This is a genomic window from Serratia sp. DFXYC6 (genome assembly GCF_057196085.1).
In genome coordinates this window covers 931,232-955,238 of the sequence record NZ_JBXUNV010000001.1, presented here as the reverse complement: position 1 = coordinate 955,238, position 24,007 = coordinate 931,232, and the positions used below count along the sequence as shown (strand labels likewise).

The window sequence follows — 24,007 nt, the reverse complement described above, 5'->3', positions numbered from 1 at the left end:
AGGAAGTGTCACGATGGGCACGTTCATTGCCTTTTCGACGCAGGACAGCCTCTGGGGACAAGTCCTGTTTACCTTCTTTGGCATCCTGGTTGGCTGCGTATTGCTCGCTGCGATCGGCAAAACCTTTTTGTCGGCCAACCGAGCGGCCACGTTGCCTGTGCGGCTGCTGATCTTTGTCGCGCTGATGCTGGCGCTCCTGAAATACAACCAGCAGGTGATGTCTGCGGTAAATGCCCCCGCAGAACTGATCGGATTGCTGATTTTTCCCGGCTTTTTGATGAGTTACCTGGGTGCGGCGCCCACCGGCAGACTGGCGCTGGCGATAGAGCTGCCCTGTTTTGCGGCGCTCGCCGCGCTGCTGATCCTGGGCACCAATGACATCGGCTTCTTTGCGCCCTATCACCTGGAGAGCGCCGGCCAATTGATCGCCAAGGCGATCGCCGCGGCGTTGTCCGTGGCCGCCGTGCTGCTGGCTCGTGGAATAAGCGGAAAGGACAACGCACTGTCCTCTTGATCATCCATTTCGAAGCGGGGCGCTCCCCGCATTGGCGATCGGCTCTGAACGCCGCATCGTTTTCTTCATCTGTTGTGACATAGCCTGATATCTATTAAACCGAAAAACGGATTGTTTTTGAGCAAGCAGCCTGGCTGCCGGCTGATATCCACAGGAAGCTTTACACACACAATGAAAGTCGTAAAACCTCTGCGCCTCAGCGCGCTTCATCGTCCCTTCTCTTGGCAAGGGCAAAACCATCTGGGCGTTTCCGTTTTGGCCTTGGCCGACATGGGGGCAGCCCCGCGCCTGCGTCCCGAACCGGAGTTGTGGCAGTTGGCCGCCGACGAACTCACGTTGAGCGGCGGCGTGCTCGATTTGGCTATCCCAAAAGCCTGCGCGGAGTTTCTCGCCACCGGCAATGCCTACACCCATCATCAACAAGACAAAACCGCTTGCGCCGTGAAGATCCAGCTTGATTCGCTGGAAAAAACGCTGGTGGTTTTCGGCGATCGCCATTGGATCAACGATCGTCCCTCTACTCCCCTCCCTTTTTCAGAAATGCGTCTGGACTGGCGCCGGGCTTACGGCGGCGCACAGTTCGCCGATAATCCGCACGGCATCGGCGCCACCCCAGAAACATTTCCGCAAGGCCGCATCCATCGTCTACCCAATGTTGAACCCCTGCAGGGGCGCCTTGCGTCTTCTCGGCAAAGCGCGCAACCGGCAAGCTTTGACGCGTTGGATATCACCTGGCCGCGCCGCTTCTCCCGCATCGGCAAAAACTACGACGCCGACTGGTTGAAAAACGGCTTTCCCGGCTTCGCCAACGATATCGACTGGCGCCTGTTCAACATGGCGGAAAGCGATCAGCAGTTTCCTCAACGCGACAGCTTGCCGCCCCGGGCCGCCTATCGGATTTGGAACATGCACCCTTCAGACCCGGTGCAGCAAGGGCATTTGCCGCCGTGGCGCGCACGCTGCTTCATCAACCGGCTGCGCGGCGGCGAAACGCATTTCGAAGAGATCGCGATGCGCCACACCACCGTCTGGTTCTTCCCCCATCGGGAACAGATGCTGCTGATTTATCAGGGCAGCACGCGCATCAATGAAGACGATGCGGCCGACGTGATGCAGCTGATGCCGGCCCTGGAAACCGAAGGCGAGCCCCGCTCCACCGCGCATTATCGGCAGGTATTGGCCCAGCGGCTGGATAAAGAACGGGGTGCTCTGCACGCTTTTCGTGAGCAAGAGTTGCTGCCGGAGGCGTGCATCGGCGCCTGGCTGGATACGGAAACGCCGACGCAGCAAAGCCCGATGGCGGAAAATATCGCCGCCTACGAGCACCAGCAACGCGAAGAGCATCGCCAGCGTCTGCTGCGCGAGGGGCAAGACATTGATGAACTTTTCCCGCACCCGTCGCAAGAGGCGCCGCCGAAGCTGGACCAGCTCGCCGAATTCGTCGAGCGTCTGGAAAGCCAGGCCGAGGCGCAGTATCAGGACATGCTCAAGCTGACGCAAGCCGAGGGTATCGATCCGCTCAATCCCGGTGGGGATCACGTGCCGCCATCCGGTGCGGAAAGCTACCAGCAGCAACGCGATCTGCTGTTCCAGGAGGCACGCCGGCATCCTGACGCATTTAGCGATAAACAGCGTGGGGAAAGCGAACGCGCGCTGCACCAAATGTATTTAATGTCGGCACAGGCGCAAAGCCCTGCACTGCGCCTGCGTGGCGATCTGGCGCAAATCATTCGCCAACGCGTCGCCGCCGCCATGCTGCGCGATAAGGATCTCAGCGGCCTGGATCTCACCGGCGCCGATCTGTCCGGCATGGATCTCTGCCAGGCTAACTTGCGCGGCGCTTTGCTGGAAAACGCCAATCTGCGCCAAACCCAATTGGTGGGTTGCGATCTTCGCGAGGCGATGTTGGCGCGCGCCGATCTCAGCGGCGCCGTCTTACAGCAGGCCGATTTGAGCCACGCCTCCTTAGCCCTGGCGAAATGTGAAGCGACGGATTTCGGCGGCGCGCAGTTGCACGAAACCAACATCCAGCAAACGTTGTTTCAACGCTGCGATTTCACTATGGCGTCGTTACGCGACTTGCTGGGGTACGAAACCCTGCTCGGGCAGTGTGACTTCAACCGCGCCACGCTGGCCAACATTACGCTGATGGAGCTGCAACTGGAGCAGCTGACATTCAGCCACGCCCGGCTCGACAAAGTCAGCTTCGTCAAATGCCGGCTGCTGGCGGTGAACTTCGATCGGGCGCGGCTAGAGAGCTGCGCCTGGGTTGATACCGAGACGCAAAGCCTCAGCTTCCGCGCCGCACGCCTCACCGCCTGCGCCTTCGCGGCAAAGACGCTGTTGCCGCAGGCGGATTTCAGCGACGCGACGCTGAACCAGTGCAATTTGCGCCAGATGCCGTTGCAGCGGGCTAATTTCAGCCGTGCGCGCCTCGACAACTGCGACCTGTCGGAAGCCCGGCTGAACGAGGCCGATTTCCGTCAGGCCAACGGCAGCGGCAGCCTGTTCATTCGCTGCGATCTGTCCAAGGCCAACCTGCGCGACGCCAATTTCATCGCGGCGATCCTGCAAAAATGCGTGCTGTCAGGCGCCGACCTGCAGGGCACCAATCTGTTCCGGGCCGATTTGTCGCAGTCGCAAGTGGATCAGGCGACCCGGCTCGACGGTGCCTATACCGCCAGGGTGAAAACCTTGCCTCGCCACAACGGGAAGGAAGTATGACGTCAAAACCTGAGCAGATACGCCAGCGCGTGAAACGCGGCGAGCTGATTGCCGGTGAGGATTTGCACGGCCTGTCATTCGCCGGTATGGATTTGGCCGGCGGCATGTTCAACGAACTGAACCTGAACGGCGTGAACTTCTCCGATTGCGATCTGCGCGACAGCGTCTTCAGCGATTGTCGGCTCGAACACGCTCAATTTGCGCGGGCGAACCTGAAGCAAACGGCCTTCAATCAGTGCGCCATGGCGGGCGGCCGCTTCAGCGAGAGCCATATCGAACTGACGATGTTCAACGACTGCCGGCTTGAACAGAGCGACTTTAGCCGGCTGTCGCTCAACCAAAGCCACTGGATGTCATGCCAATTGGCCGGCGCGAATTTTTCCGCCACTCAGCACGATCGCACCACCTTTTACGAAAGCCCGCTCGACGGCGCAGATTTAAGCCATACGAGGCTGTCACTTGTCACGTTATTTCGATTAAATCTATGTGAAACTAGGTTTGAAGGGGTTGATTTCGACCGCGTCACGTTTTTCGAATGTGATCATCGCGGCAAAAGTTACGCCGGGCAGCGTCTCATCGCCTGCCAGTTTACCGATAACCAACTGGACGACGTCGATTTCAGCCAGGCGACATTGCGTCAAAGCAACTTCAAGGGCGCTTCGCTGCTGCGCGCCAACCTGACGGGCGTGCAAGCGCAGCAGTCACTGTGGCTGGAGGCCAATCTGACCCACGCGCAGTGCCGCAACGGGCAGTTCGATCAGGCGATCTTCAGCGAAGCGACGCTGGACGCCGCCAACTTTAGCCAGGCGCGCCTGTATCAATGCGTGTTCCAGCGCAGCCGCGCGGCGCGCTGTGATTTCAGCGACAGCGACCTGACCTACGCCGACTTCTGTTACGCCGACATCGGCGCCGCCGATTTCCGGCGCGCGCGTTTTATGCGCACCCGCATGCACCGCGCCCACCAGCAGCAAACGCGCTGGGGCGATCGCAGCGGGATCCTCGAGCGCGACGAAGAACTGTACGCCGCCGAAACCTGGAGCGCACAGCGCCAGAGCCGAATCTGAATGCATTGACCACTTCACGAGGGGATCACCATGAGCGTTGCCAACACAACTCGCGCCGTCAACATCGCACCGCCCCAGCAGGCCGCCGGCCAGGTCGTCAACCTGTTGCCGGACGGCAGCCTGGTGGTGGAGTGCGAAGGCCGCGGCTGGCATTGCCGCCGGGCGGCGAGCTGCCTGCTGACGCCGGCCCTCGGCGATAACGTGCTGGTCGCCGGCTGCGGCCATCAGCTGTGGGCGATCGCCGTCCTTGAGCGCGCAGAGCCGCAAAGCGCGGCGCGGCTCTGCGTCGCAGGCGATCTGCACATTGAAACGCCGAACGGCTCTCTGTCGCTGCACGGCGCGCAGGCGCTGAACCTGAGCGGCGACGCCATGACGTTGCAAGCGAACAGCGGCGACTGCCACGTCGACAAGATGAAATACAGCGGCGAAGAGCTGTCGGCCTTCGTCAGCCTCAGCCGCCTGGTCGGCAAACGCTGCGAGTCGCTGTGGCATTCGGTCAGCCAGATCAGCCATTCGCTGTTCCGCAAAGTGCGCCAGACCGAGCACGTGCGCGCCGGGCAGCTGGATTACCAGGCGGAAGATTACGCCCGCATTCATGCGCGCAACACGCTGATTACCTCGAAAGACATCACCAAGCTGGATTCGGAACAAATCCACGTCGGATAACCTGCGGAGGCCTTTATGTTTGCCAACAGCCAAATGATCGGCGTGGACCTGGCGTTTCCCGACGTCTGTCTGACGCCAAGCCCGGCGCCGGTGCCCGTGCCTTACCCGGATATCGCCCTGGCGCCGACCGCCATCCCGAATGCGTTCAACATTCTGTTCGTCGGCACCCCGGCACACAACATGGCGACGGTGACGCCCCTGACCAACGGCGACAACCCCGGCGTGGCCACCGGCGTCGCTTCCGGCACGGTGATGGGGCCGTCCCGCCACCTGACCGGCGCCTTTACCGTGCTGCTCAAAGGCACCCCGGCCACCCGGTTGACCAGCCTCAGCCTGCAGAATTCCACCAACGCGCTCGGCATGCGCATCGTGCCGAGCCAATTAAAAGTGTTGCTGCTTGCGCCCTGATGACGGCGCCTTATTACACAGCCATTCAATCAAGAAAAAGAGGACATTGTGAAAACACGGATTACCCTGACGCTGCTGACCGCCCTGACGCTTGCCGGTTGCTCCACCCCGCCGCCACCGCCGCCGGCGCTCAATAACGACGCCATCGTCAGCAGTGAAGTCAATGGCGTCACGCTAAAGCACCGCGCCGCGGTGAGCGCGCCGAAACAGTTCAAGCCGATCGGTGAGGAATACCGCAGCCTGTACGCCGCCAGCATCATGAGCAGCCCCGATTATACCGGCACCGCCGTCGGCAGCCTGGACAACGCCGCCGCGTTCTACGCGCTGGGCGAAGTGGAAAACAACTGGCTGGCGATCTCCGCCATTCGTGGCGGCGACCTGGTGGGTTATATCCAGGCCAACGCCGGCGTGCCGGAAGCGCGCTACAAATCAACGCTGCGCAAAGATCTGCCGCGCCGCGCGCGCGCCGCCAAACAGGACTGCGTCAAAGTCGGCGGCGACAGCAAGGCGTGTAAAAACGCCGGCTCAGCCACCTGGATCCTCCAGTAGTCAGTACGCCTGCGGGCGACGAGATTCCCATGATGACGACCCCTATCGCTTCCCGCTGGTGCGGGATGCTATTTCTGCTGCTGGGCGCGTTGGCGCTCGGCGGTTGCATGTCTTCCGCCAAAAGCGTGCCGTCGCGCTACAGCCTGGTGTTCGATGCCGATCGCCAGGTCAACGCCGCCGCCGGCGCGCAACCGGCGCCGATAAAAATTCGCGTGCTGCTGCTGCGTTCGGATGCGGAATTCATGGATGCCGACTTCTTCAGTCTGCAAAACGACGCCAAAAGCGTGCTCGGCAATAGCCTGCTGGACAGCGATCAGTTCTTCCTGACGCCGGGCCAGACCGGCAAGACGCTCGGCGGGCAAAGCGCATTGGACGCACGTTACATCGGCGTGATCGCCGAGTATCAAAACCTGGACGGCAAGGCCTGGCGCATTTCGCTGCCGCTGCCGGAGCCCACCGAAACCAATTTCTACAAGGTATGGCAATTCTCGCCGGATGAGCTGGAAGCGCATATCGTCGCGGGCGTGAATGGCCTGCGCCCCGTAAAAAAGGTCGACTGATCTACCGCTGCGCTGAAGCGAAGTAACTATAGGTGTGATGATGAAAGATGCTCATAAGGTTGTCTGGACAGAGGGGATGTTTTTACGCCCTCACCATTTCCAGCAGGCGGAAAACTATCTCGAAGGCTATATGCGCAACTGGGGCCAGGCCCACAGCGGCTGTTTCTGGGGGTTCCTGACCCTGGATCTGGACCAAACGCTGCTGCGCCAGGGCAAGATTGCGCTCAACGCCGCCAGCGGCATCATGCCGGACGGCACGCCGTTTCGCTTTGCCGGTGCCCAGCAGGCGCCCGCGCCGCTGAGCATCGCCGAAAACAAGACCGGTGAAAACGTGGTGCTGGCCCTGCCGACTTACCGCGCAGGGCGTGAAGACGTGATCTTTCAGGAAAGCCCGGAAGCGCTGGCGCGCTATCTGGCCTACGAGAACGAAGTCGACGATCTCAACGCCGTCTCGGTGGGCAGCGCGGCGCTGCAGTTCGGCCGCCTGCGCCTGCGGCTGATGCTGGAGAGCGAGCTGAACGCCGAATGGACGGCGCTCGGCGTCACCCGCGTGCTGGAAAAGCGCGGCGACAACAGCCTGCGTCTCGATACGGCGCAAATCCCGCCGATGCTGAACTGTCAGAGCAACCCGGTACTGAAGACCTTCATCAACGATCTGCAGGGCCTGCTGCAACAGCGCAGCCAGCAGATGAGTCAACGCCTGCTGCAGCCGGGCCGCGGCGGCAGTTCCGAAATGGTCGATTTCATGCTGCTGCAGCTGATCAACCGCCATCTCGGTCAGGTGAGCCATGCCTACCACCTCGACCATCTGCACCCGGAGCGCCTGTTCGCCGATTGGCTGCAGTTCGCCACCGAACTCGCCGGCTTCTCGGCGCAGCGCACCCCGGAAGGCCGCCTGCCGGTGTACGACCACGACAACCTGGCGCTGTGCTTCGGTAAGCTGATGCTGTTGCTGCGTCAAGGATTGTCAGTGGTGCTGGAAGACAACGCCATTCAGCTGACGCTGGTCGAACGATCCCACGGGTTGAACGTCGCCACCGTGCAGGACACCAAAATGATGCGCGACTTCGGTTTCGTCTTGGCAGTGCGCGCCGACGTGGCCGCCGAGGTGTTGCTGACCCACTTCCCGGCGCAAATGAAGATCGCCCCGGTCACGCGCATCCGCGATCTGGTGCAGCTGCAGCTGCCGGGCATCGGTCTGCGCACCATGCCCGTCGCGCCGCGCCAGATCCCTTATCACGCCGGCTATACCTATTTCGAGCTGGAAAAAGGCGGCGACCTGTGGAGACAGATGGAAAAATCCAGCGCCTTCGCCCTGCACCTGGCCGGCGAATTCCCGGGGCTGGACATGGAATTTTGGGCGATTCGCAGCCATACGGACCGGTAACCTATGACTCAGGAAAATAGCATGGCGCCGGCGGCCAATCCGCTGGTGGACGCCGCCAACCCGCTGCTGAACGCCATTTCGCAGATCCGCCAGTCGGCCACGCACGCCAACCCGGCGCAGCTGCGCCAACAGCTGATCGACGAAATGCGCCGCTTCGAGATCCGCGGCCAACGCGCCAATCTGCCGTACGAAGTGATCATCGGCGCGCGTTATTGCCTGTGCACCGCGCTGGATGAAGCGGCGGCGCTGACCCCGTGGGGCAGCAACAGCGTGTGGTCCGGCAGCGGGCTGCTGGTGACCTTCCATAACGAAACCTGGGGCGGCGAAAAGTTTTTCCAGCTGCTGGCCAAGCTGTCGCAGAGTCCGCGTGAGCACATCAACCTGCTGGAACTGATCAATTATTGCCTGCTGCTGGGCTTTGAAGGCCGCTATCGGGTGATGGAAAACGGCCGTTCTCAGCTGGAAACCATGAAACAGCGCTTGCTGCAGCTGATCCGGACGGTGCGCGGCGGCTACGCCCCTCCCCTGTCGCCTCATGCGTTGGATCTGCCGGTACAGCAAAAACTGTGGCGCCCGCTGGTGCCGCTGTGGGCCTGCGTGGCGCTGACCGGCTTCCTGGCTTCGCTGCTGTTCATCGCCCTCAACTGGCGGCTGGGCGACAACACCAGCCCGGTGCTGGCGGCGATTTACCAAACCAATCTGCCGCAGGTGGCGATCGGTAACCCGGCGCCGGCCGCGCCGCCGACGCTGAGCCTGAAAAGCTTCCTGCGCAAAGAGATCGCCGAAGGGCTGGTGGTGGTGCGCGACGAAGCGCAGCAAAGCGTGGTGATCCTAAAAGGCGACGGGCTGTTCGACTCCGCCGCCACCACGGTGCGCGCCAACTATATCCCGGTCATCGACCGCATCGCCGCCGCCATGAACGGCGTCAGCGGCAAGATCCTGGTCACCGGCTACAGCGACAACCTGCCGATCCGCAGCGCCCGTTTCGCCTCCAACTGGGAGCTGTCGCTGGCGCGCGCCGAAGCGGTCAGCGCCCGCTTGCAAAAACACCTCGCCAACCCGCAGCGGGTCAAGGCCGAGGGCCGCGGCGAGAGCAACCCCGTCGCGCCGAACGATAACAAAGTGAACCGCGCGTTGAACCGCCGGGTAGAAATTACGCTGTTGGTCGCCCCGGAAAACACCCAGGCGGAAATCAACGGCTTGCCGCAAGGAACCGGAAAGTAATGCTCAGTACGTTATTCTCCATCATCACCAGCCGCCTGCTGTGGGGCTTTGTCGGCATTACCGCGCTGGCGTTCATCATCTGGATGATCGGCCCGCTGGTGGCCATCGGCGACTATCGCCCGCTGGAGCCGGAACTCAACCGCCAGATCGCCATTGGCGTCATCTACCTGATCTGGTTCCTGTGCCGCCTGATCCCGCGCCTCTACAGCGCCTGGTTCAACAGCCGCCTGCTGAGCAACCTGCGCGCCGCCGAAACGGTGCCGGCGGAAGACGGCAAGCCCGAGGTTAAACAAGACGATCAGCTGGCGCAGCGCTTCGACGAAGCGGCGCAGCTGCTGAAAAAGGCGCGCTTCGCCCCGGGCCAGGGCGACGGCAAACACCGCTGGATGACCCGCTTTAGCCGCCAATACCTGTACCAACTGCCGTGGTATGTGATCATCGGCGCGCCCGGCGCCGGCAAGACCACCGCGCTGGTCAATTCCGGCCTGCACTTCCCGCTCGCGGATCGCTTCGGCAAATCCGCGCTGCGCGGCGTGGGCGGCACCCGCAACTGCGACTGGTGGTTTACCAACGACGCCGTGTTGCTCGACACCGCCGGCCGCTACACCACCCAGGAAAGCCAGCGCGAAGAAGACGCCGGCGAATGGCAAAGCTTCGTCGCGCTGCTGAAAAAATATCGCACCCGCCAGCCAATCAACGGCGTGATGGTCACCATCAGCGTCGCCGATCTGCTGAGCGACAGCGCCGAAGCGCGCGCCGCCCAGGCCAGCGCGCTGCGCAAACGCCTGATCGAACTGCACGAACAGCTGGGCATTCACTTCCCGGTCTATGTGCTGGTGACCAAAACCGACCTGCTCAACGGCTTTATGGCCTATTTCGGCAGCTTCGACAAAGCGCAGCGCGACCAGATCTGGGGATTCACCTTCCCTTACGAACGCTCGCGGCAGCCGGACTTCAACCTGAACGCCGCCTTCGAACAGCAATATGCCCTGCTGCAACAACGGCTGGATGCGGCGCTGCCGGATACGCTGCTGATGGAGCACGACGCGCGCCAACGCGCCGAAAGCTATCTGTTCCCGCAGGAATTCGCCGCGCTGCGCCCGCTGCTCGGCCACTATCTGGAACAGGTGTTCGCCACCTCCAGTTTTGAAACCCGCTTTACCCCGCGCGGCATCTATTTCACCAGCGGCACCCAAGAGGGGCTGCCGTTCGACCGGGTGATGGGCGAACTGAACCGCTACCTGCAGCTGCCGACGGCCAACTCAGGGGCGCAGGCCAACGCGGCCTGGGACAGCGTGGGCCAGGAAACGCCGATCCCGGCGGCCAAGGGCCAGAGCTTCTTCCTGAAAGAGACGCTGGAATCGGTGATCTTCCAGGAGTCTGGGCTGGCGGGCAGCAACCGCTGGTGGGAATACCGCAACCGCGCCCTGCACTGGGCGGGTTACATCGCGCTGGCGGTGGTCCTGGCGGTGCTGGCGATGCTCTGGTTCACCAGCTACGGCAACAACAAGGCCTACCTGGCGGAAGTGGCCGCCAAGGTGCCCGGCGTCGAGCGCCAGGGGCAAAACCTGACGCAGGTGGGCAACGGCGACATGTTCTCGCTGCTGCCGTTCCTCAACAGCCTGCTGCACCTGCCGGACAGCCAGAACTTTTCGCTGGACGATCCGCCGTTCACTTACCGTATGGGGCTGTTCCGCGGCGATCAGGTCGGTGACGCCGGCAATGCCCTGTATCAAAAAGCGCTGAAAGAGCTGCTGCTGCCGCAGGTGGCGCAACAGATCGCCACCACGCTGCGCAACGATAACCACGGCGACGCGGACTTCAGCTATGAAGCTTTGAAGGCCTACCAGATGCTGTATCTGCCGAAGCAGTACGACGGCAAATTCCTGCGCGCCTGGGTGATGCTCAACCTGCAGCGCAACCTGCCGCAGGGCAGCACCCAAAAACAGCTGCAGCAGATCGAATGGCACCTGAGCCAACTGCTGGATGCGCAGATCCAGGCCTCGCCCTACGCCAAAGATGAACAGCTGGTGGCGCAGGCGCAGGCCGCCATCAATCGGGCGCCGCTGTCGCAGCGCGTCTATGGCCGCCTCAAGCGCTTGCTGCTGAAACAGACCGACATCAAGCCGGTCAGCCTGGTCGATTTGGCCGGCCCGCAGACCGAGCTGGCGTTCAGCCGCAAAAGCGGCAAACCGGTCACCGACGGCGTGCCGGGCCTGTTCACCTCGCAAGGGTACTGGAAAGCGTTCAACGACAACATCGATCCGGTGACCGATACCCTGCGCAAGGAAGACGTCTGGGTGTTGAACAGCCAGACGCCGGAGCAGAAGAGCGCCGATTTGACCAAGACCATCCGCCAGCTGTACATGCAGGATTTCATCAGCGCCTGGGATGAGCTGCTGGGGGATATCCAACTGGCCAACATCGGCAACCTGACCCAACGCATCAGCAGCGCGCGCCTGCTGTCAGGCAACCCGTCGCCGATGCGCAACCTGCTGGTCAACGTCAGCAAAAACGTTACCCTGCGCGACGAGAAAAGCGATGCCGATTCCCGCTCGCTGCTGGCCAAAACCGAAGACAGGCTGAATCAAAACGCCAACCGCACGCTGGAGGCGCTGTTCACCAACCGGCCGGCCAACGCCGACGGCGACGTGTCGGCCCAGCCGGAACAGCTGGTGATGGCGCACTTCGCGCCGCTGCTGGAGCTGGCGCAAAGCCAGGGCGAAGGCAATAAGGCGATCCCTTTCGACAGCGTGCTGAAACAGGTCGATGAGCTGTACAGCTACCTGACGGCGGTGCAAGGCGCGGCCAACAGCGGCATGTCGGCGCCGCCGAGCGACATCATCCCGCGCCTGCAGGCCGAGTCCGGCCGCTTGCCGGTGCCGTTCAAACAGATGCTGCTGTCGCTGGCGATCGGCGCCAGCAGCGACACCCAGCGCAAAGAGATGGAGAACGTGAAAAAACGCATCAGCTTCGAGGTCGGCAGCTTCTGTCGCCAGGCGATTGCCGGGCGTTATCCGCTGGTGGCCCGGGCGCGCCAGGAAGTGACGCCGGACGATTTGGCGCGCATGTTCGCGCCGAACAGCGGGCTGATGGACAGCTTCTTCCGCGACAACCTGCAGGGCAAGGTCGACACTACCCGCGCCAACTGGCGCTTTACCCCCGGCGTGGACGGCAAGACGCTGCCCGGCGGCGAAGGCATCCTGCGTTCGTTCCAGCAGGCGCAGCGCATCCGCGACGCCTTCTTCGCCAACGGTACCGCGACGCCCTCGTACCGCGTGACCGTGCGGCCGGTGCGGATGGATAACGACATCCTCAACCTGACGCTGGATATCGACGGGCAGCTGTTCAAATACAGCCACGGTCCGCAGGTGCCGCTGGTGGTCAGCTGGCCGGGCACCCGCAATACCAACCAGGTGCATCTGCAGCTGGCGCTGGCCAACGGCACCACCGCCAGCCTGGTGACCAGCGGGCCGTGGGCGCTGAACCGCCTGGTGGATATGGCGCAGTCTTCGGGCACCGGCGGCCTCGGCCGTCAGGCGACGTTCAATCTCGACGGCCACCGCGTCACGCTGGAGTTCACGCCCAACAGCATTCGCAATCCGTTCCAACTGCCGGCCTTCTCGTGCCCGTAGCCCCGAAAGGACATGACCATGAGCACTGATTCAAGCGCCCCGACGAGCATCGGCTGGTACGGCAAACTTCCTTCCGCCGGTGACTTCCTGCAACGCCGTTTGCCTGACCCGGTGATCAACAACTGGGCCCACTGGTTCCATAACGGGCTGGTGAATTTGCAGCGCGATGCGCAGGGGCCAAACGATCACCCGTTCAGCAACGCGCCGGTGTGGAACTTCGTGATCCCCGCCACGCTCGGCAGCCAGTACGTGCAGATGGGCTGCCTGTTGCCGGCGCGCGACCGCGTCGGGCGGCGTTACCCCATCTGCGCGCTGCGCCTGTTCAGCCAACAGGATTGGCGCCCGCAACAGCTGAACATGGCGGCGAGCTGGTACCAACAGCTCGGCCATACCCTGCTGAACGGCGTGCGCAACGGCTTCTCCGCCGAACAGATCGACCGCACGCTGCAGGCGATCCCGGCGCTGCCCAGCCCGCCGGCGGAAGCGGACTCCGAGATATTGTCGATTATCGGGTTCCAGCATCCGGACGTACCGGGCCTCGGCTGGCAACAGGCCGCCGACTGTTTCGATCCGGCGCAGTACACCAGCTTCTGGTGGACCAATCAGGCCGACGGACACCCGCTCTACACCCACGTGCACAGCGGCAACCTCACCGTGCAGCTGTTTTCACTGCTGTTCGAGCCCAACGGCTGGGCGCGCCCCGGCCGCGGCGGCCAGTACCCGCAAATGTTTGATTAACATCGCTCGTTGAAGGAAATTTTATGGCTATCGACACCGATACCCTGCTGGCCCCGGTTGACGCGGACACGCCCTGCGGCGACAACCTGGAATACGACGCTGACTTTCTGGCCATGGCGCGCGCCGCCACCGGCAAAGCCGAACAGCAATTCGGCAGCACCATCATTCCGGAAGAAGCGCCGGATTGGGTGCAGGTCGAGCGTCTCGCAAGCTCGCTGCTGGCGCGCACCAAAGACCTGCGCGTCATGCTGTATCTCACCCGCGCCTGGACCCAGCTGCGCGGATTGCCGGGCTATGCCGACGGGCTGACGCTGATCCACCAGGCGATACTCCGCTACTGGGATGCCCTGCAGCCGCCGCTGGAGTTCGACGGCGAGGCCGACCCGCTGTTTCGCATCAACGCGCTGGCCGACCTTGGCGACAAGGCCGCGCTGGCCGCCAGCGTGCGCGCCGCGCCGCTGCTGAAAAGCGCCGCCGGTGAAATCTCGTTGCGCGATGCCGGCGCCCTGCTCGACGGCAGCAAGCAAGAGTGCCCCAACTTTCCCGGCGGCCGCGCACGGCTGCAGGATGAGCTGGCGCAACAGGATCGCCCCGAAGGCGCGCTGGTGATGCACATCGCCAACACCCTGGCCGCCATACGCAGCGAAGTGACCCGCCATCTGGGTGAAAGCGCGCTGCCGGAAATGAGCGCGCTGACCAAGGTCTTTTCGTTGGTGGCGCTCGCCGGCCAGAGCGAGGCCCCGGCCGCCACCGAAGCGGACGCCACACAGGACACCGCCGCTGAGCAGCCACCGGCCGCCGTGCAGAGCGCCTCTGCCCCACTCAACTGGCGCAGCGCGCAGATCCAGTCGCGCGACGACGCTCAGCTGATGCTGGACAAGGTGAAAAACTATTTTCGTCTTCATGAGCCAAGCCACCCGGCGCCGCTGATGATCGATCGGGTCCAGCGACTGATTACGCTGGACTTTATGCAAATCGTCCGCGATTTGGCGCCCGATGGGCTTAACCAACTGGAGACCATTCTCGGTCGCCCCGACCACGAGGAGAACAGCTAGCCGCCGACTTTTGTTCTCTTGACGACACCCGATACCGTCTGCCCCTGCGCAGACCCGAATCAGAACCTGACTCTCCCAGCCGGACGAGGCGCGTTCCCAATCGCCATTAGATGGAGTAAATCATGTCAAACTCGAAATCCCGCAGCGGGCAGAAATTCATCGCCCGCAACCGCGCGCCGCGCGTACAGATTGAATACGATGTCGAAATTTATGGCGCAGAGCGCAAAATCCAGCTGCCGTTCGTGATGGGCGTGATGGCGGATCTGGTGGGGAAAGCGGTCGATCCGCAAGCCAGCGTGGAGGAGCGCAAGTTCATGGAAATCGACGTCGACAACTTCGACGAGCGCATGAAATCGCTGAAGCCGCGCGTCGCTTATCAGGTTGACAATACCCTGACCGGCGAAGGCAAGCTGAACATCGATCTGACCTTCGAAAGCATGGAAGACTTCTCCCCCGCCGCTATCGCCCGCAAGGTCGACGCGCTGGACAATCTGCTGGACGCCCGCACCCAGCTTTCCAACCTGCTGTCCTACATGGACGGTAAAAACGGCGCCGAGGAGCTGATCTCCAAGATCCTGCAAAACCCGGCGCTGCTGAAATCCCTGACCGACGCGCCGAAGCCGGCGGTTAACGATGACAACAACGAGCGTGAGGATTAATCGATGAGCAACTCGCCTCAGCAACAGAATGCGTTGCAAACCACCGAGACTTTTTCCAGCGATGAGTTCAGCGCGCTGTTGAACAAAGAGTTCCGGCCGAAGACCGATCAGGCCAAAGAAGCGGTCGAGAACGCGGTGAAAACGCTGGCGCAGCAGGCGCTGGAAAATACCGTCACCGTTTCTTCCGACGCCTACCGCACCATCCAGGCGCTGATCGCGGAAATCGACGAAAAGCTGTCGCAGCAGATCAACCAGATCATTCACCACGACGATTTCCAGAAGCTGGAAGGCGCGTGGCACGGCCTGCACTACCTGGTCAACAACTCTGAAACCGACGAGATGCTGAAGATCCGTTTCATGAGCATTTCCAAGCAGGAGTTGGGCCGCACGCTGAAGCGTTATAAAGGCGTGGGCTGGGATCAGAGCCCGATCTTCAAGAAAATCTACGAAGAAGAGTATGGCCAGTTCGGCGGCGAGCCGTTCGGCTGCCTGGTGGGCGACTACTACTTCGATCACAGCCCGCAGGACGTGGAGCTGCTGGGCGAAATGGCCAAGATCGGCGCCGCCTCGCACTGCCCGTTCATCGCCGGCACCGCGCCAAGCGTGATGCAGATGGAGTCCTGGCAGGAGCTCTCCAACCCGCGCGATCTGACCAAGATTTTCCAGAACACCGAGTACGCCGCCTGGCGCAGCCTGCGCGAATCGGAAGACGCGCGCTACCTGGGCCTGGTGATGCCGCGCTTCCTGGCGCGCCTGCCGTATGGCATCCGCACCAACCCGGTGGACGAGTTTGACTTCGAAGAAGATACCGACGGCGCGACCCACGGCAACTACACCTGGACCAACGCCGCCTACGCCATGGCCGCCAACATCAACCGTTCGTTCAAAGAGTTCGGCTGGTGCACCGCCATTCGCGGGGTGGAATCCGGCGGCGCGGTGGAAAACCTGCCGTGCCACACTTTCCCGAGCGACGACGGCGGCGTGGACATGAAGTGCCCGACCGAGATCGCCATCAGCGATCGCCGCGAAGCCGAGCTGGCCAAGAACGGCTTTATGCCGCTGGTGCACCGCAAAAACTCCGACTTCGCCGCCTTTATCGGCGCGCAGTCGCTGCAGAAGCCGGCGGAATACTACGACGCCGACGCCTCCGCCAACGCCCAGCTTTCTGCGCGCCTGCCGTACCTGTTCGCCTGCTGCCGCTTTGCGCATTACCTGAAGTGCATCGTGCGCGACAAAATTGGCTCCTTCCGCGAGCGCGACGATATGGAGCGCTGGCTGAACGACTGGATCATGAACTACGTGGACGGCGATCCGGCCAACTCCTCGCAGGAAACCAAGTCGCGCAAACCGCTGGCCGCGGCGGAAGTGCAGGTGGAAGAGATTGAAGACAACCCGGGCTATTACAGCGCCAAGTTCTTCCTGCGCCCGCACTACCAGCTGGAAGGCCTGACCGTCTCCCTGCGCCTGGTGTCGAAGCTGCCTTCGCTGAAACAAAACGACGCGTCCTGATGGACTGAAGTCAGGCCGCGATCGCGCGGCCTGGCTGATGTATCAACCTCATCGTCAGCCTATCGCAGAAAACCCGGATCGCATGTGGAACCAAGATAACGCGAAATAATTAAGCATTGAGCCATTAGCACTTAATAGTGGCTCGGTAACCCGTACCGATAGTTTTCGGTATTTAAGAAGGTGCATGGCACAAGGATATAAATTGGTAATGCATTACCACACTTGCAATTCCTGCTGCTATTACCTGAGTTTTTCAACGTAACGTTAATACTACTGTTAACCCTTAATAAAGAGTGAAGAAACTATGGCTATTGATATGTTCCTGAAAGTTGAAGGTGCCAGCGGCGAATCCAAAGATTCGAATCACAAAGGCTGGACCGACATTACTTCTTTCTCCTGGGGCGCTTCTCAACCGGGCAATATGGGCGTTGGCGGCGGCGGTGGCGCCGGTAAAGTGTGCTTCAACGATCTGCACGTCAACGCGCTGATCGACAAGTCAACCCCGGCCTTGCTGAAACACTGCTCAAGCGGCAAACACCTGACCAAGATTGAGCTGTCGGTTTGCAAGGCGGGCGGCACCCAGGTTGAATACGCAAAAATCACTCTGGAAGACGTGCTGGTCACCGCCGTGCAGTACACCGGTGCAGGCGGCGAAGACACCGTGGGCGTCACCTACTCCTTCCAGGCGGCGAAAGTGAAACAGCAGTACTGGGAGCAGAGCGACAAAGGCGGCAAAGGCGCCGAAAGCAGCGCAGGTTGGAACATCAAGGAAAACCGCGAAGCTTAATTTGTCTGCCCCCGGCTACGGCCGGGGGTTCATAACATGGATACAATGGAGAGTCAGGATGAAAAAACCTCTATTTGGACCCGCATGGATTCGTTTTTCTGAAGTCAATATCAATGTAAAAAAAGTGGGTGCATTGATTGGTGGAAAAGTAGAAAGCAATATTGAAAACGGTATTTTTGAAAATGCTTGTCCTATACGAATGAGTTATGTACTCAACTATACAGGCATACCAATTCCCTCTAACTCCGGTTATGCGACTGTGTCTGGTAAAGATAAAAAATGGTATCTTTATCGTGTTAACGATATGATTCTCTTTTTAGAAAAGAACTTCGGCAAGCCTGATATCACGGTGAAATCCCCTACCCCAGCTAAATTCTCAGGTAAAAAAGGGATAATGGTTATACAAGGAAATGGCTGGCGAAATGCCAGAGGACATGTCACATTATGGAACGGTGACATTTGCTCTGACTCTTGTCATTTCATGGGGGATCCTGAGAATGGATCTTTTGTTCCTGAAGTAGCATCACTTTGGATATTAAAATGAAGACTACCCACATCGCCCTTGCTCTTCTTCTCGTTTCTCCTATGTTGCTGGCGGAAGATATAAAAATAGAAAACTTACCTCAAAGCGAAATTTATGAAAATTGGCTGATTAGCCGCTGTATTGGGAAATCTACTGACTCAGAAAAAACCAAGCAAGATGCCTTCCGTTCCGCTTCCGCCTATTTAGAATTCAGTAAACTCCCCATGGATGCATTCGAACAAGGCGAAAAACTGGCTGAACAGTACGCAAATAAAAATAGTCAAGGCTCAGTTAAAGGAAGTTATCATACTTTAGATTGCCTTTCGCTGCAGAGTTCCAGTGAGGCTAAAGCCATCTTCGAACGTTACTCTAATTAATAATTAATATTGTAAGTTGCAATTTTATAAAACCATCAACTTAAGAAAATTAGAGTTTTATTAATTATTTTCACTGGGTATTCGCCATCAAGCATTGAGATACTCATGCGCTGGTTATGTATTACTCTGCACAAACCATACGGATTTTGGAGTGTTGAGATGAAAAAAATCCTTATCTCCTTTTTTTGTCTATATGCCACTTGTGCTATAGCGCAGAAAAATCAAGAAGAGTCGATTGAAAATTGGCCGCCGCAAGCGGCATACAGAAGCTATTTGCAAAACTACAAGGATATTGCTCTAACCTACTGCATTTCCGTCGCTTATAAGACATCACCAGAGGCTAGCAAAGATGCAATTGCCTCATCGAATGGTATCGATGCTTGGTCATACTATGCAATTCGTGATGAAGAATCCCCTATCATCAAGCTGACAAAGCAGTATTTGCAAAAGAATTACAATGCTAAGGATGGGAAAAGCCGCTTAGACTTAATGAAGTGCATGGATATGTACCATAGTGAAGAGCTTGATAAACTTGCGAAAGATTATGTACAGCGCCCTAATGATAATTGGGTGAAAGACAATCCGGACAGAGTAAATGAAAATCCTCCTCGGAAATAATCAGTGAAAAAAATCTCACTGACTGTGGCCATCGCCGCAACGTTGAACGTCAATGCAGCGACAGAAATTGACTATTCCCCTGCCGAGTACCTCAAAAACTACGCGCTTAGCGTTTGTATCGCCGAGGGGTACTCAGCCAAAGAAGTCAAAAACGATGCCGCCGCCGCTCGGGGTTACATGGAGTTCGGCGATTATTCTCTGGAGGCGCATACCGCCGTCAGGGCGCTGGCAAAAGAATTTCTGGCAAAGCCCTATGACAGCATGTCTGGGGAGCCGATGACGATGGCCAAGTACATTGATCTTGTACATAGCCAAGCGTTACAAGCCATCATCAAGAAGTACCAAGGGAAAGACGACAACTGATAATAAATACGCATCCTTACATATAATAAATGTTAGTTTAGAAAAATAGGAAAGGAATCCTGATGCAATACAAAACAAAAGCAGATCTGGATAGATCTGTCGATGAACTCAAAAAACTATCAAGAACGTTTTCACGACAGTATCTATACACCAACGAATCAAGAGCTAATTTCTCACTGGAAATAGACCAACTTATTCAGTTTGCACAAAGGGATATCAGTATACACTGCACATCCTACTCTGGAGCAATCAGTATAATTGAAGAGGAAATCAACAACCTCAAACAACAAGAATTCAACATTAATACAGGTAAAGCCAAGCTCTTTGTCGCAATAAAAAAAGAAAAAAGAGAAAGATTTTCAAACCTGGTGATGAAACAAGTTGGTTTTGTCAGCGGCGGCTCTCAGATATTTGCCGGAATCGGAACCTGTGCACTTTCTGCAGGCATGGCCTGCGGGGGCGTTGGCGTACCGTTAATGGCTCAAGGAGCAAATAATGTTTACGAAAGTGGCTATTATTTACTTTTCAGAAAAGATAAGATTGGCAGTATAAGAGAGGCATACCACTACGAGGAAACAAAACAGTGATCGATGACGTCACGCTTTCCACCTACTCTTACTCATTTGTGTTTTTATACTTTTTCCTGTCAGTCTTAGTATTTGTCGGGCTTTATCACCTAAAACAAAAAACCAACAATAAAAAATCCTATTCTCTTTTTGTGATGGCTACCATAGTGAATTTATTTGCAAGCATCATCCAGGGTTTAGTGTTTAACTATGGTTCTGAGATACTGGATCCAATGCTCAATATAAAATTTCAAGACTATGATGAGGTGTGGTACACCAGTATTATATTCGCCCTTACTTACCTGTCTCAATTACCAACTAATCTCTATTACAAAAGAAAGGCTAAGAATAATGCGAATAATAGCAATGACATCACCTGACATATACAGCCTCACGTTATTATATTGAAGTTTTCGACCATATAATGCGTTAACCCAAAAAATTAGTCACTCACATTCAAAGATCTCTCTTAGGAAAGAAATTAAGTCAAACTCATCCAGTTATCGAGTTCCACTGTCTGGCCATAAGATCTAATCAGCAGGAATGCCTTATGCGATTTTCCATTGTAAAAAATAAAAGCGGCCAGGTTCCGCCGCAGAGCAGTTGCGATTTTCTGCCGCCGGGCGGCACCATCGGCCGCAGCGTGGACAACAACCTGGTGCTGCCGGACGAAGAGCGCGCCATTTCCCGCCTGCAGGCGATCGTGCATATTTCCGCTGACGGCGAATGCCGCATCACCAACCGTGGCAACGTCACCCGCGTGCTGCTGAACGACATTCCGCTGGAGCGCGGCCGCCAGGTTGAACTGCAGGACGGCGACGTGCTCGGCATCGACGATTACCAGATCGAAGTCAGCGCACTGCAGCAACACGCCGCGCCGCAGGCTCAACCGGTGGCCAAGGTCGCCGCCGTTGCTGCGGCGGCAGCCCCTGTTGCCGCTGCCAAAGAACCATCCGCCGCGCCAATCCCCAACGAAATCTGGGACAGCCTGGTGGAAGAATTTACGCCGAACGCGCCGGCCGCCGTCACACCGCCGCCGATCGCCAATCCGGACAATCATCCGCTGCTGGATACCCCCGCTCGCGAGCTGAACCCGGCCGATCCGCTGGCGCAGCTGGCGGGCGATGTCGATCTGCGCCAACTGCAGCAACAGCAAACCGATCCGGCCGCCTTATTCAACACCGACTCCACTTTTGAGCGTGAGCATATCCTGGCCGATACCACCCCCAGCGCGCTGCTGGCGGAGCAGGCTGCGCCGCCGCGCCCGGCCCCCGCCGTCCAGAATGCGCAGCAACCGGAACAAGAGCTGGATCCGCTGGCGCTGTTCGGCGGCTCATCCGCGCCCGCTTCGCCAGAGACGCTGAACAGCAACGATCCGCTGGGGCTGTTGATGGGCGGCGCCGTGCCGCTGGCTCAGCCGGAAGAACCGGCACAACCGCCGTCCCCACCACCGGCGCCGATCGCCGCACAACCGCAAGCGCCGCGCCCTCAGCCGACGCCGCCGCCCGTGCAGAGACCCGAGCCGCAACCCCAACCCGCGCCGCAGTTCAGCCAGCAGGAACCGCCTGCGCAGCCGCCGCGTCCGCGCCAGGGCAACCGCCTGGGCATCGATCCGGTTGCCTACCAGTCCGCTCAGCGGCAGCACGCCGCCGCGCCGAATGGCGACACCTTGGAGGGGCCGCTGCTGACGGCGCTGCTGCAAGGCGTCGGTCTTGACGATCTGCAGCCGCAGCCACATTTCGACGAACAACAGATCCGCCTGGCCGGTCGCCTGCTGAGCCTGTTCTCGCAAGGCACCGTCGCCCTGCTCTCATCCCGCTCGATCCTCAAGCGCGGCGTGAAGGCGGAGATGACCATGATCCTCGACGAGGCCAACAACCCGTTCAAGCTGCTGCCTTCGGGCAAAACGGTGCTGATGCAGATGTTCGGCAGCCAGATGCCGGGCTTTATGCCGCCGGAACAGGCGGTGCGCGATGCGCTGATCGACCTGCAGGCGCACCAGCTGGGGATGATCGCCGGCATTCGCGCCATCATCGCCGCCATGCTGCAGTCGTTTAACCCGGAACGTCTCGAAGAAGAAGCGCGCAAGGAAGGCGTGGCGCCGCGTCTGTCGCTGCCCGCCAACCGCAAGGCCGCGCTGTGGGACTACTTTGTGAAGAACTATCAGCAAACCTCCGGCGAAATCGAGGACGATTTCCACACCCTGTTCGGCGAAGCCTTCCTGCACGCCTATGACGTTGAAGTGAATCAATACAAAGACTCACAGACCAAACCGGACGCGTAATGAATATCACCATAGCCTCTACCTCCAACCAGGGCGGCCGCGCCTCCAACCAGGATCAGACCGGCGAAGTGCTCGGCAACCGCGCCGCCTGCTTCGTGGTGTGCGACGGCATCGCCGGTTTTCCGGGCGGCGATATCGCCGCCAAACTGGCGCGCGACACCATTTTGCAAAACTTCGACGGCGAAAAGCACCTGAACGCCCAGAGCATTCGTCAGCACATCACCAGCGCCAACGCCGCCATCCACCAGCAGCAGCGGCAGTCGGACGAATACAGCAAGATGGGCACCACGCTGGTCAGTCTGTTTATCGATCGCGATTACCAGCTGGCCTACTGGGCGCACGCCGGCGACAGCCGCCTGTACCTGTTCCGCCGCGGCTACCTGCATGCCGTCACCACCGACCACAGCCTGATCCAACAGATGCAGGACGCCGGCTACCAGACCAACGGCATCAACAGCAACCTGCTGTATTTCGCGCTGGGGCTCAACGAAGAGCGCGACGCCACCTACAGTGACGTGCTGCAGCTGGAAGACGGCGACGTTTTCCTGCTGTGCACCGACGGCTTCTGGCACAGCTTCAGCCAGGCCGAACTGGAACAGTCGCTGCACATGGTCAACTCCCCCAGCGAGTGGATCGCCCTGATGCAGCAGGCATGGAAGAAAAACAATAACAGCGATAACTACAGCGCTATCGCCGTCTGGATTGGCTCACCGCAGGAAACCACCCTGCTGCATTCGCTGGCGGATGCGGAGCGGTTTCTGAGCCGCGACTGAGCAGCGCACATTCACAGCAAGGTTCACTATGAAATATTGGATGCCGGGGCTCGTCGCCCTGATGGCGGTGCCGACCGCGCAGGCGATGAACTATCGCCTGGTTTACTCCCCCAGCCAGAAGCTGGAAGTGTTTATCGATGACGTCAAAAACAGCAATCCGGCAAGCTGGTGCGGCAAAAGCATCCCGCTGCGTATCGTCTCGGCGCAAAGCCAGGATCCGACGGTGCTGAACGACTTTCTGCCGCGCGTCGGCAATCTGTTGGAAAAGCAGTGCCCGAAAGCCGGCCACCTGCCCTGGACGCTGACCGACAAGCGCGGAGAGAAACTGGCCAGCGGCGAAGCCGCCAAAGCGCGCGGCTGGAAACCGGTGGTCAAACAAGAGGCCTCCGAGCCGCCGGAAACCCCGCCGCAACCGGCGATCCCTGCGGCGGTGGCCGTGACTTCTCCGCAGGCGGACAGCGCGCCGGCTCAGCGTTTCAGCCTGCCGCAGGGCTGCCACTTCCGCACCTTCTGGCGTGACGAGGCCAACGGCGGCGCGCTGTTCATTCCCGCCGGCGCCGCGCTGCGCTGCGGCGAGGACGGCTGGCTGCAGGGCAACGGCGCGGTCACGCTGCAACAGGGCGGCCAAACCCTCTCGCCGACGCTGTGGTTCCTGCAAGGTTACCCGCTGGCGCAGGTTAACGGCGGCGATCGCGCGCTGACCGTCGTCAGCGCCAACGCCCAACGGCTCATTTTGGGCGGCAACCCGCAGGCGCCGGGCAGCTTCCTGCTGCTGAACTTCGAACCGAAGCTGCACGCCTGGGCGTTCAACGGTGAAGCGATCGTTGAAATGCCGCGTGTCGACGCCGCCGACGAGACCAAGATCAAACAGCGCGTGCAGCAGGCGCAAACCGCCTGGCAGCCGCTGCTGAGCGCCCCCGCCCCGCTGACCTTCAAGCTGGTGGAAAAGCTGGCCGCAGACCGGGTCGATCCCGCCAGCGGCAGCTACCTGTCGGTCAACGGCGCCACTCACTGATTATAAGGA

General features: G+C 59.6%; 23 protein-coding genes. All 23 read left to right on the top strand.

Features of this window, described 5'->3' with window-relative positions; all coding sequences use genetic code 11:
• Window positions 1-13: 13 nt before the first annotated feature.
• The 23 genes from AC2CGQ_RS04685 (at window position 14) to AC2CGQ_RS04575 (ending at window position 23,998) form a co-directional block, all read left to right on the top strand.
• Window positions 14-514 (top strand): hypothetical protein, encoded by a 501-nt coding sequence (locus AC2CGQ_RS04685; RefSeq protein ID WP_015378272.1) that lies wholly within the window; start codon window positions 14-16, stop codon window positions 512-514.
• Window positions 515-685: 171 nt separating this feature from the next.
• Window positions 686-3,238, top strand: coding sequence for a DUF2169 family type VI secretion system accessory protein (locus AC2CGQ_RS04680; RefSeq protein ID WP_166445205.1), 2,553 nt, complete (start codon window positions 686-688; stop codon window positions 3,236-3,238).
• Entirely contained in the window at window positions 3,235-4,302 is a 1,068-nt protein-coding gene (locus AC2CGQ_RS04675; RefSeq protein ID WP_075684511.1) for a pentapeptide repeat-containing protein, read from the top strand. Before AC2CGQ_RS04680 ends, AC2CGQ_RS04675 begins: the two co-directional genes overlap by 4 nt.
• Before the next feature lie 30 nt (window positions 4,303-4,332).
• On the top strand, window positions 4,333-4,968 hold the full coding sequence (locus AC2CGQ_RS04670) for a DUF3540 domain-containing protein (protein ID WP_015378275.1): 636 nt from the start codon (window positions 4,333-4,335) through the stop codon (window positions 4,966-4,968).
• A gap of 15 nt (window positions 4,969-4,983) precedes the next feature.
• A complete protein-coding gene (locus tag AC2CGQ_RS04665) occupies window positions 4,984-5,376 on the top strand; it encodes a DUF4150 domain-containing protein (RefSeq protein WP_004934933.1) in 393 nt (130 codons plus the stop codon).
• Window positions 5,377-5,424: 48 nt separating this feature from the next.
• The gene (gene tagV, locus AC2CGQ_RS04660) at window positions 5,425-5,925 is read left to right on the top strand and encodes a type VI secretion system accessory protein TagV (protein WP_033632731.1); all 501 of its coding nucleotides are present in this window, start codon (window positions 5,425-5,427) and stop codon (window positions 5,923-5,925) included.
• Window positions 5,926-5,954: 29 nt separating this feature from the next.
• Entirely contained in the window at window positions 5,955-6,485 is a 531-nt protein-coding gene (tssJ, locus tag AC2CGQ_RS04655; RefSeq protein WP_015378277.1) for a type VI secretion system lipoprotein TssJ, read from the top strand.
• Between the two features lie 40 nt (window positions 6,486-6,525).
• A complete protein-coding gene (gene tssK, locus AC2CGQ_RS04650; RefSeq protein WP_484593498.1) occupies window positions 6,526-7,872 on the top strand; it encodes a type VI secretion system baseplate subunit TssK in 1,347 nt (448 codons plus the stop codon).
• A gap of 21 nt (window positions 7,873-7,893) precedes the next feature.
• A complete protein-coding gene (locus AC2CGQ_RS04645) occupies window positions 7,894-9,096 on the top strand; it encodes a DotU family type VI secretion system protein (RefSeq protein WP_004934945.1) in 1,203 nt (400 codons plus the stop codon).
• Window positions 9,096-12,731 carry a type VI secretion system membrane subunit TssM gene (tssM, locus tag AC2CGQ_RS04640; RefSeq protein ID WP_015378280.1) on the top strand — a complete coding sequence of 1,212 codons (3,636 nt, stop codon included), beginning with the start codon at window positions 9,096-9,098 and terminating at the stop codon, window positions 12,729-12,731. Before AC2CGQ_RS04645 ends, tssM begins: the two co-directional genes overlap by 1 nt.
• Before the next feature lie 18 nt (window positions 12,732-12,749).
• Window positions 12,750-13,469 (top strand): type VI secretion system-associated protein TagF, encoded by a 720-nt coding sequence (tagF, locus tag AC2CGQ_RS04635; protein ID WP_004934950.1) that lies wholly within the window; start codon window positions 12,750-12,752, stop codon window positions 13,467-13,469.
• 23 nt (window positions 13,470-13,492) lie between these two features.
• Window positions 13,493-14,524 (top strand): type VI secretion system protein TssA, encoded by a 1,032-nt coding sequence (gene tssA, locus AC2CGQ_RS04630; protein WP_166445207.1) that lies wholly within the window; start codon window positions 13,493-13,495, stop codon window positions 14,522-14,524.
• A 122-nt stretch (window positions 14,525-14,646) separates the two neighbouring features.
• Window positions 14,647-15,183, top strand: a complete 537-nt coding sequence (gene tssB, locus AC2CGQ_RS04625; protein ID WP_015378282.1) for a type VI secretion system contractile sheath small subunit — start codon at window positions 14,647-14,649, stop codon at window positions 15,181-15,183.
• Between the two features lie 3 nt (window positions 15,184-15,186).
• A complete protein-coding gene (tssC, locus tag AC2CGQ_RS04620; RefSeq protein ID WP_004934958.1) occupies window positions 15,187-16,692 on the top strand; it encodes a type VI secretion system contractile sheath large subunit in 1,506 nt (501 codons plus the stop codon).
• Window positions 16,693-16,996: 304 nt separating this feature from the next.
• Complete coding sequence (locus AC2CGQ_RS04615) at window positions 16,997-17,479, top strand: Hcp family type VI secretion system effector (RefSeq protein ID WP_004934962.1); 483 nt, start codon at window positions 16,997-16,999, stop codon at window positions 17,477-17,479.
• 58 nt (window positions 17,480-17,537) lie between these two features.
• Entirely contained in the window at window positions 17,538-18,023 is a 486-nt protein-coding gene (locus tag AC2CGQ_RS04610; protein ID WP_071796739.1) for a type VI secretion system amidase effector protein Tae4, read from the top strand.
• Window positions 18,020-18,379 carry a T6SS amidase immunity protein Tai4 family protein gene (locus AC2CGQ_RS04605; protein WP_033643555.1) on the top strand — a complete coding sequence of 120 codons (360 nt, stop codon included), beginning with the start codon at window positions 18,020-18,022 and terminating at the stop codon, window positions 18,377-18,379. The genes AC2CGQ_RS04610 and AC2CGQ_RS04605 overlap by 4 nt, the downstream gene beginning before the upstream one ends.
• 159 nt (window positions 18,380-18,538) lie before the next feature.
• The gene (locus tag AC2CGQ_RS04600) at window positions 18,539-18,997 is read left to right on the top strand and encodes a T6SS amidase immunity protein Tai4 family protein (protein WP_031299756.1); all 459 of its coding nucleotides are present in this window, start codon (window positions 18,539-18,541) and stop codon (window positions 18,995-18,997) included.
• 12 nt (window positions 18,998-19,009) lie between these two features.
• Complete coding sequence (locus AC2CGQ_RS04595) at window positions 19,010-19,360, top strand: T6SS amidase immunity protein Tai4 family protein (protein WP_484593714.1); 351 nt, start codon at window positions 19,010-19,012, stop codon at window positions 19,358-19,360.
• A gap of 62 nt (window positions 19,361-19,422) precedes the next feature.
• Complete coding sequence (locus AC2CGQ_RS04590) at window positions 19,423-19,947, top strand: DUF4225 domain-containing protein (protein ID WP_021504107.1); 525 nt, start codon at window positions 19,423-19,425, stop codon at window positions 19,945-19,947.
• 529 nt (window positions 19,948-20,476) lie between these two features.
• On the top strand, window positions 20,477-22,210 hold the full coding sequence (tagH, locus tag AC2CGQ_RS04585) for a type VI secretion system-associated FHA domain protein TagH (protein WP_099982179.1): 1,734 nt from the start codon (window positions 20,477-20,479) through the stop codon (window positions 22,208-22,210).
• Complete coding sequence (locus tag AC2CGQ_RS04580; RefSeq protein WP_004934976.1) at window positions 22,210-22,983, top strand: PP2C family protein-serine/threonine phosphatase; 774 nt, start codon at window positions 22,210-22,212, stop codon at window positions 22,981-22,983. Before tagH ends, AC2CGQ_RS04580 begins: the two co-directional genes overlap by 1 nt.
• A gap of 28 nt (window positions 22,984-23,011) precedes the next feature.
• Window positions 23,012-23,998, top strand: coding sequence for a type VI secretion system-associated protein (locus AC2CGQ_RS04575; RefSeq protein ID WP_484593497.1), 987 nt, complete (start codon window positions 23,012-23,014; stop codon window positions 23,996-23,998).
• Window positions 23,999-24,007 lie beyond the last annotated feature (9 nt).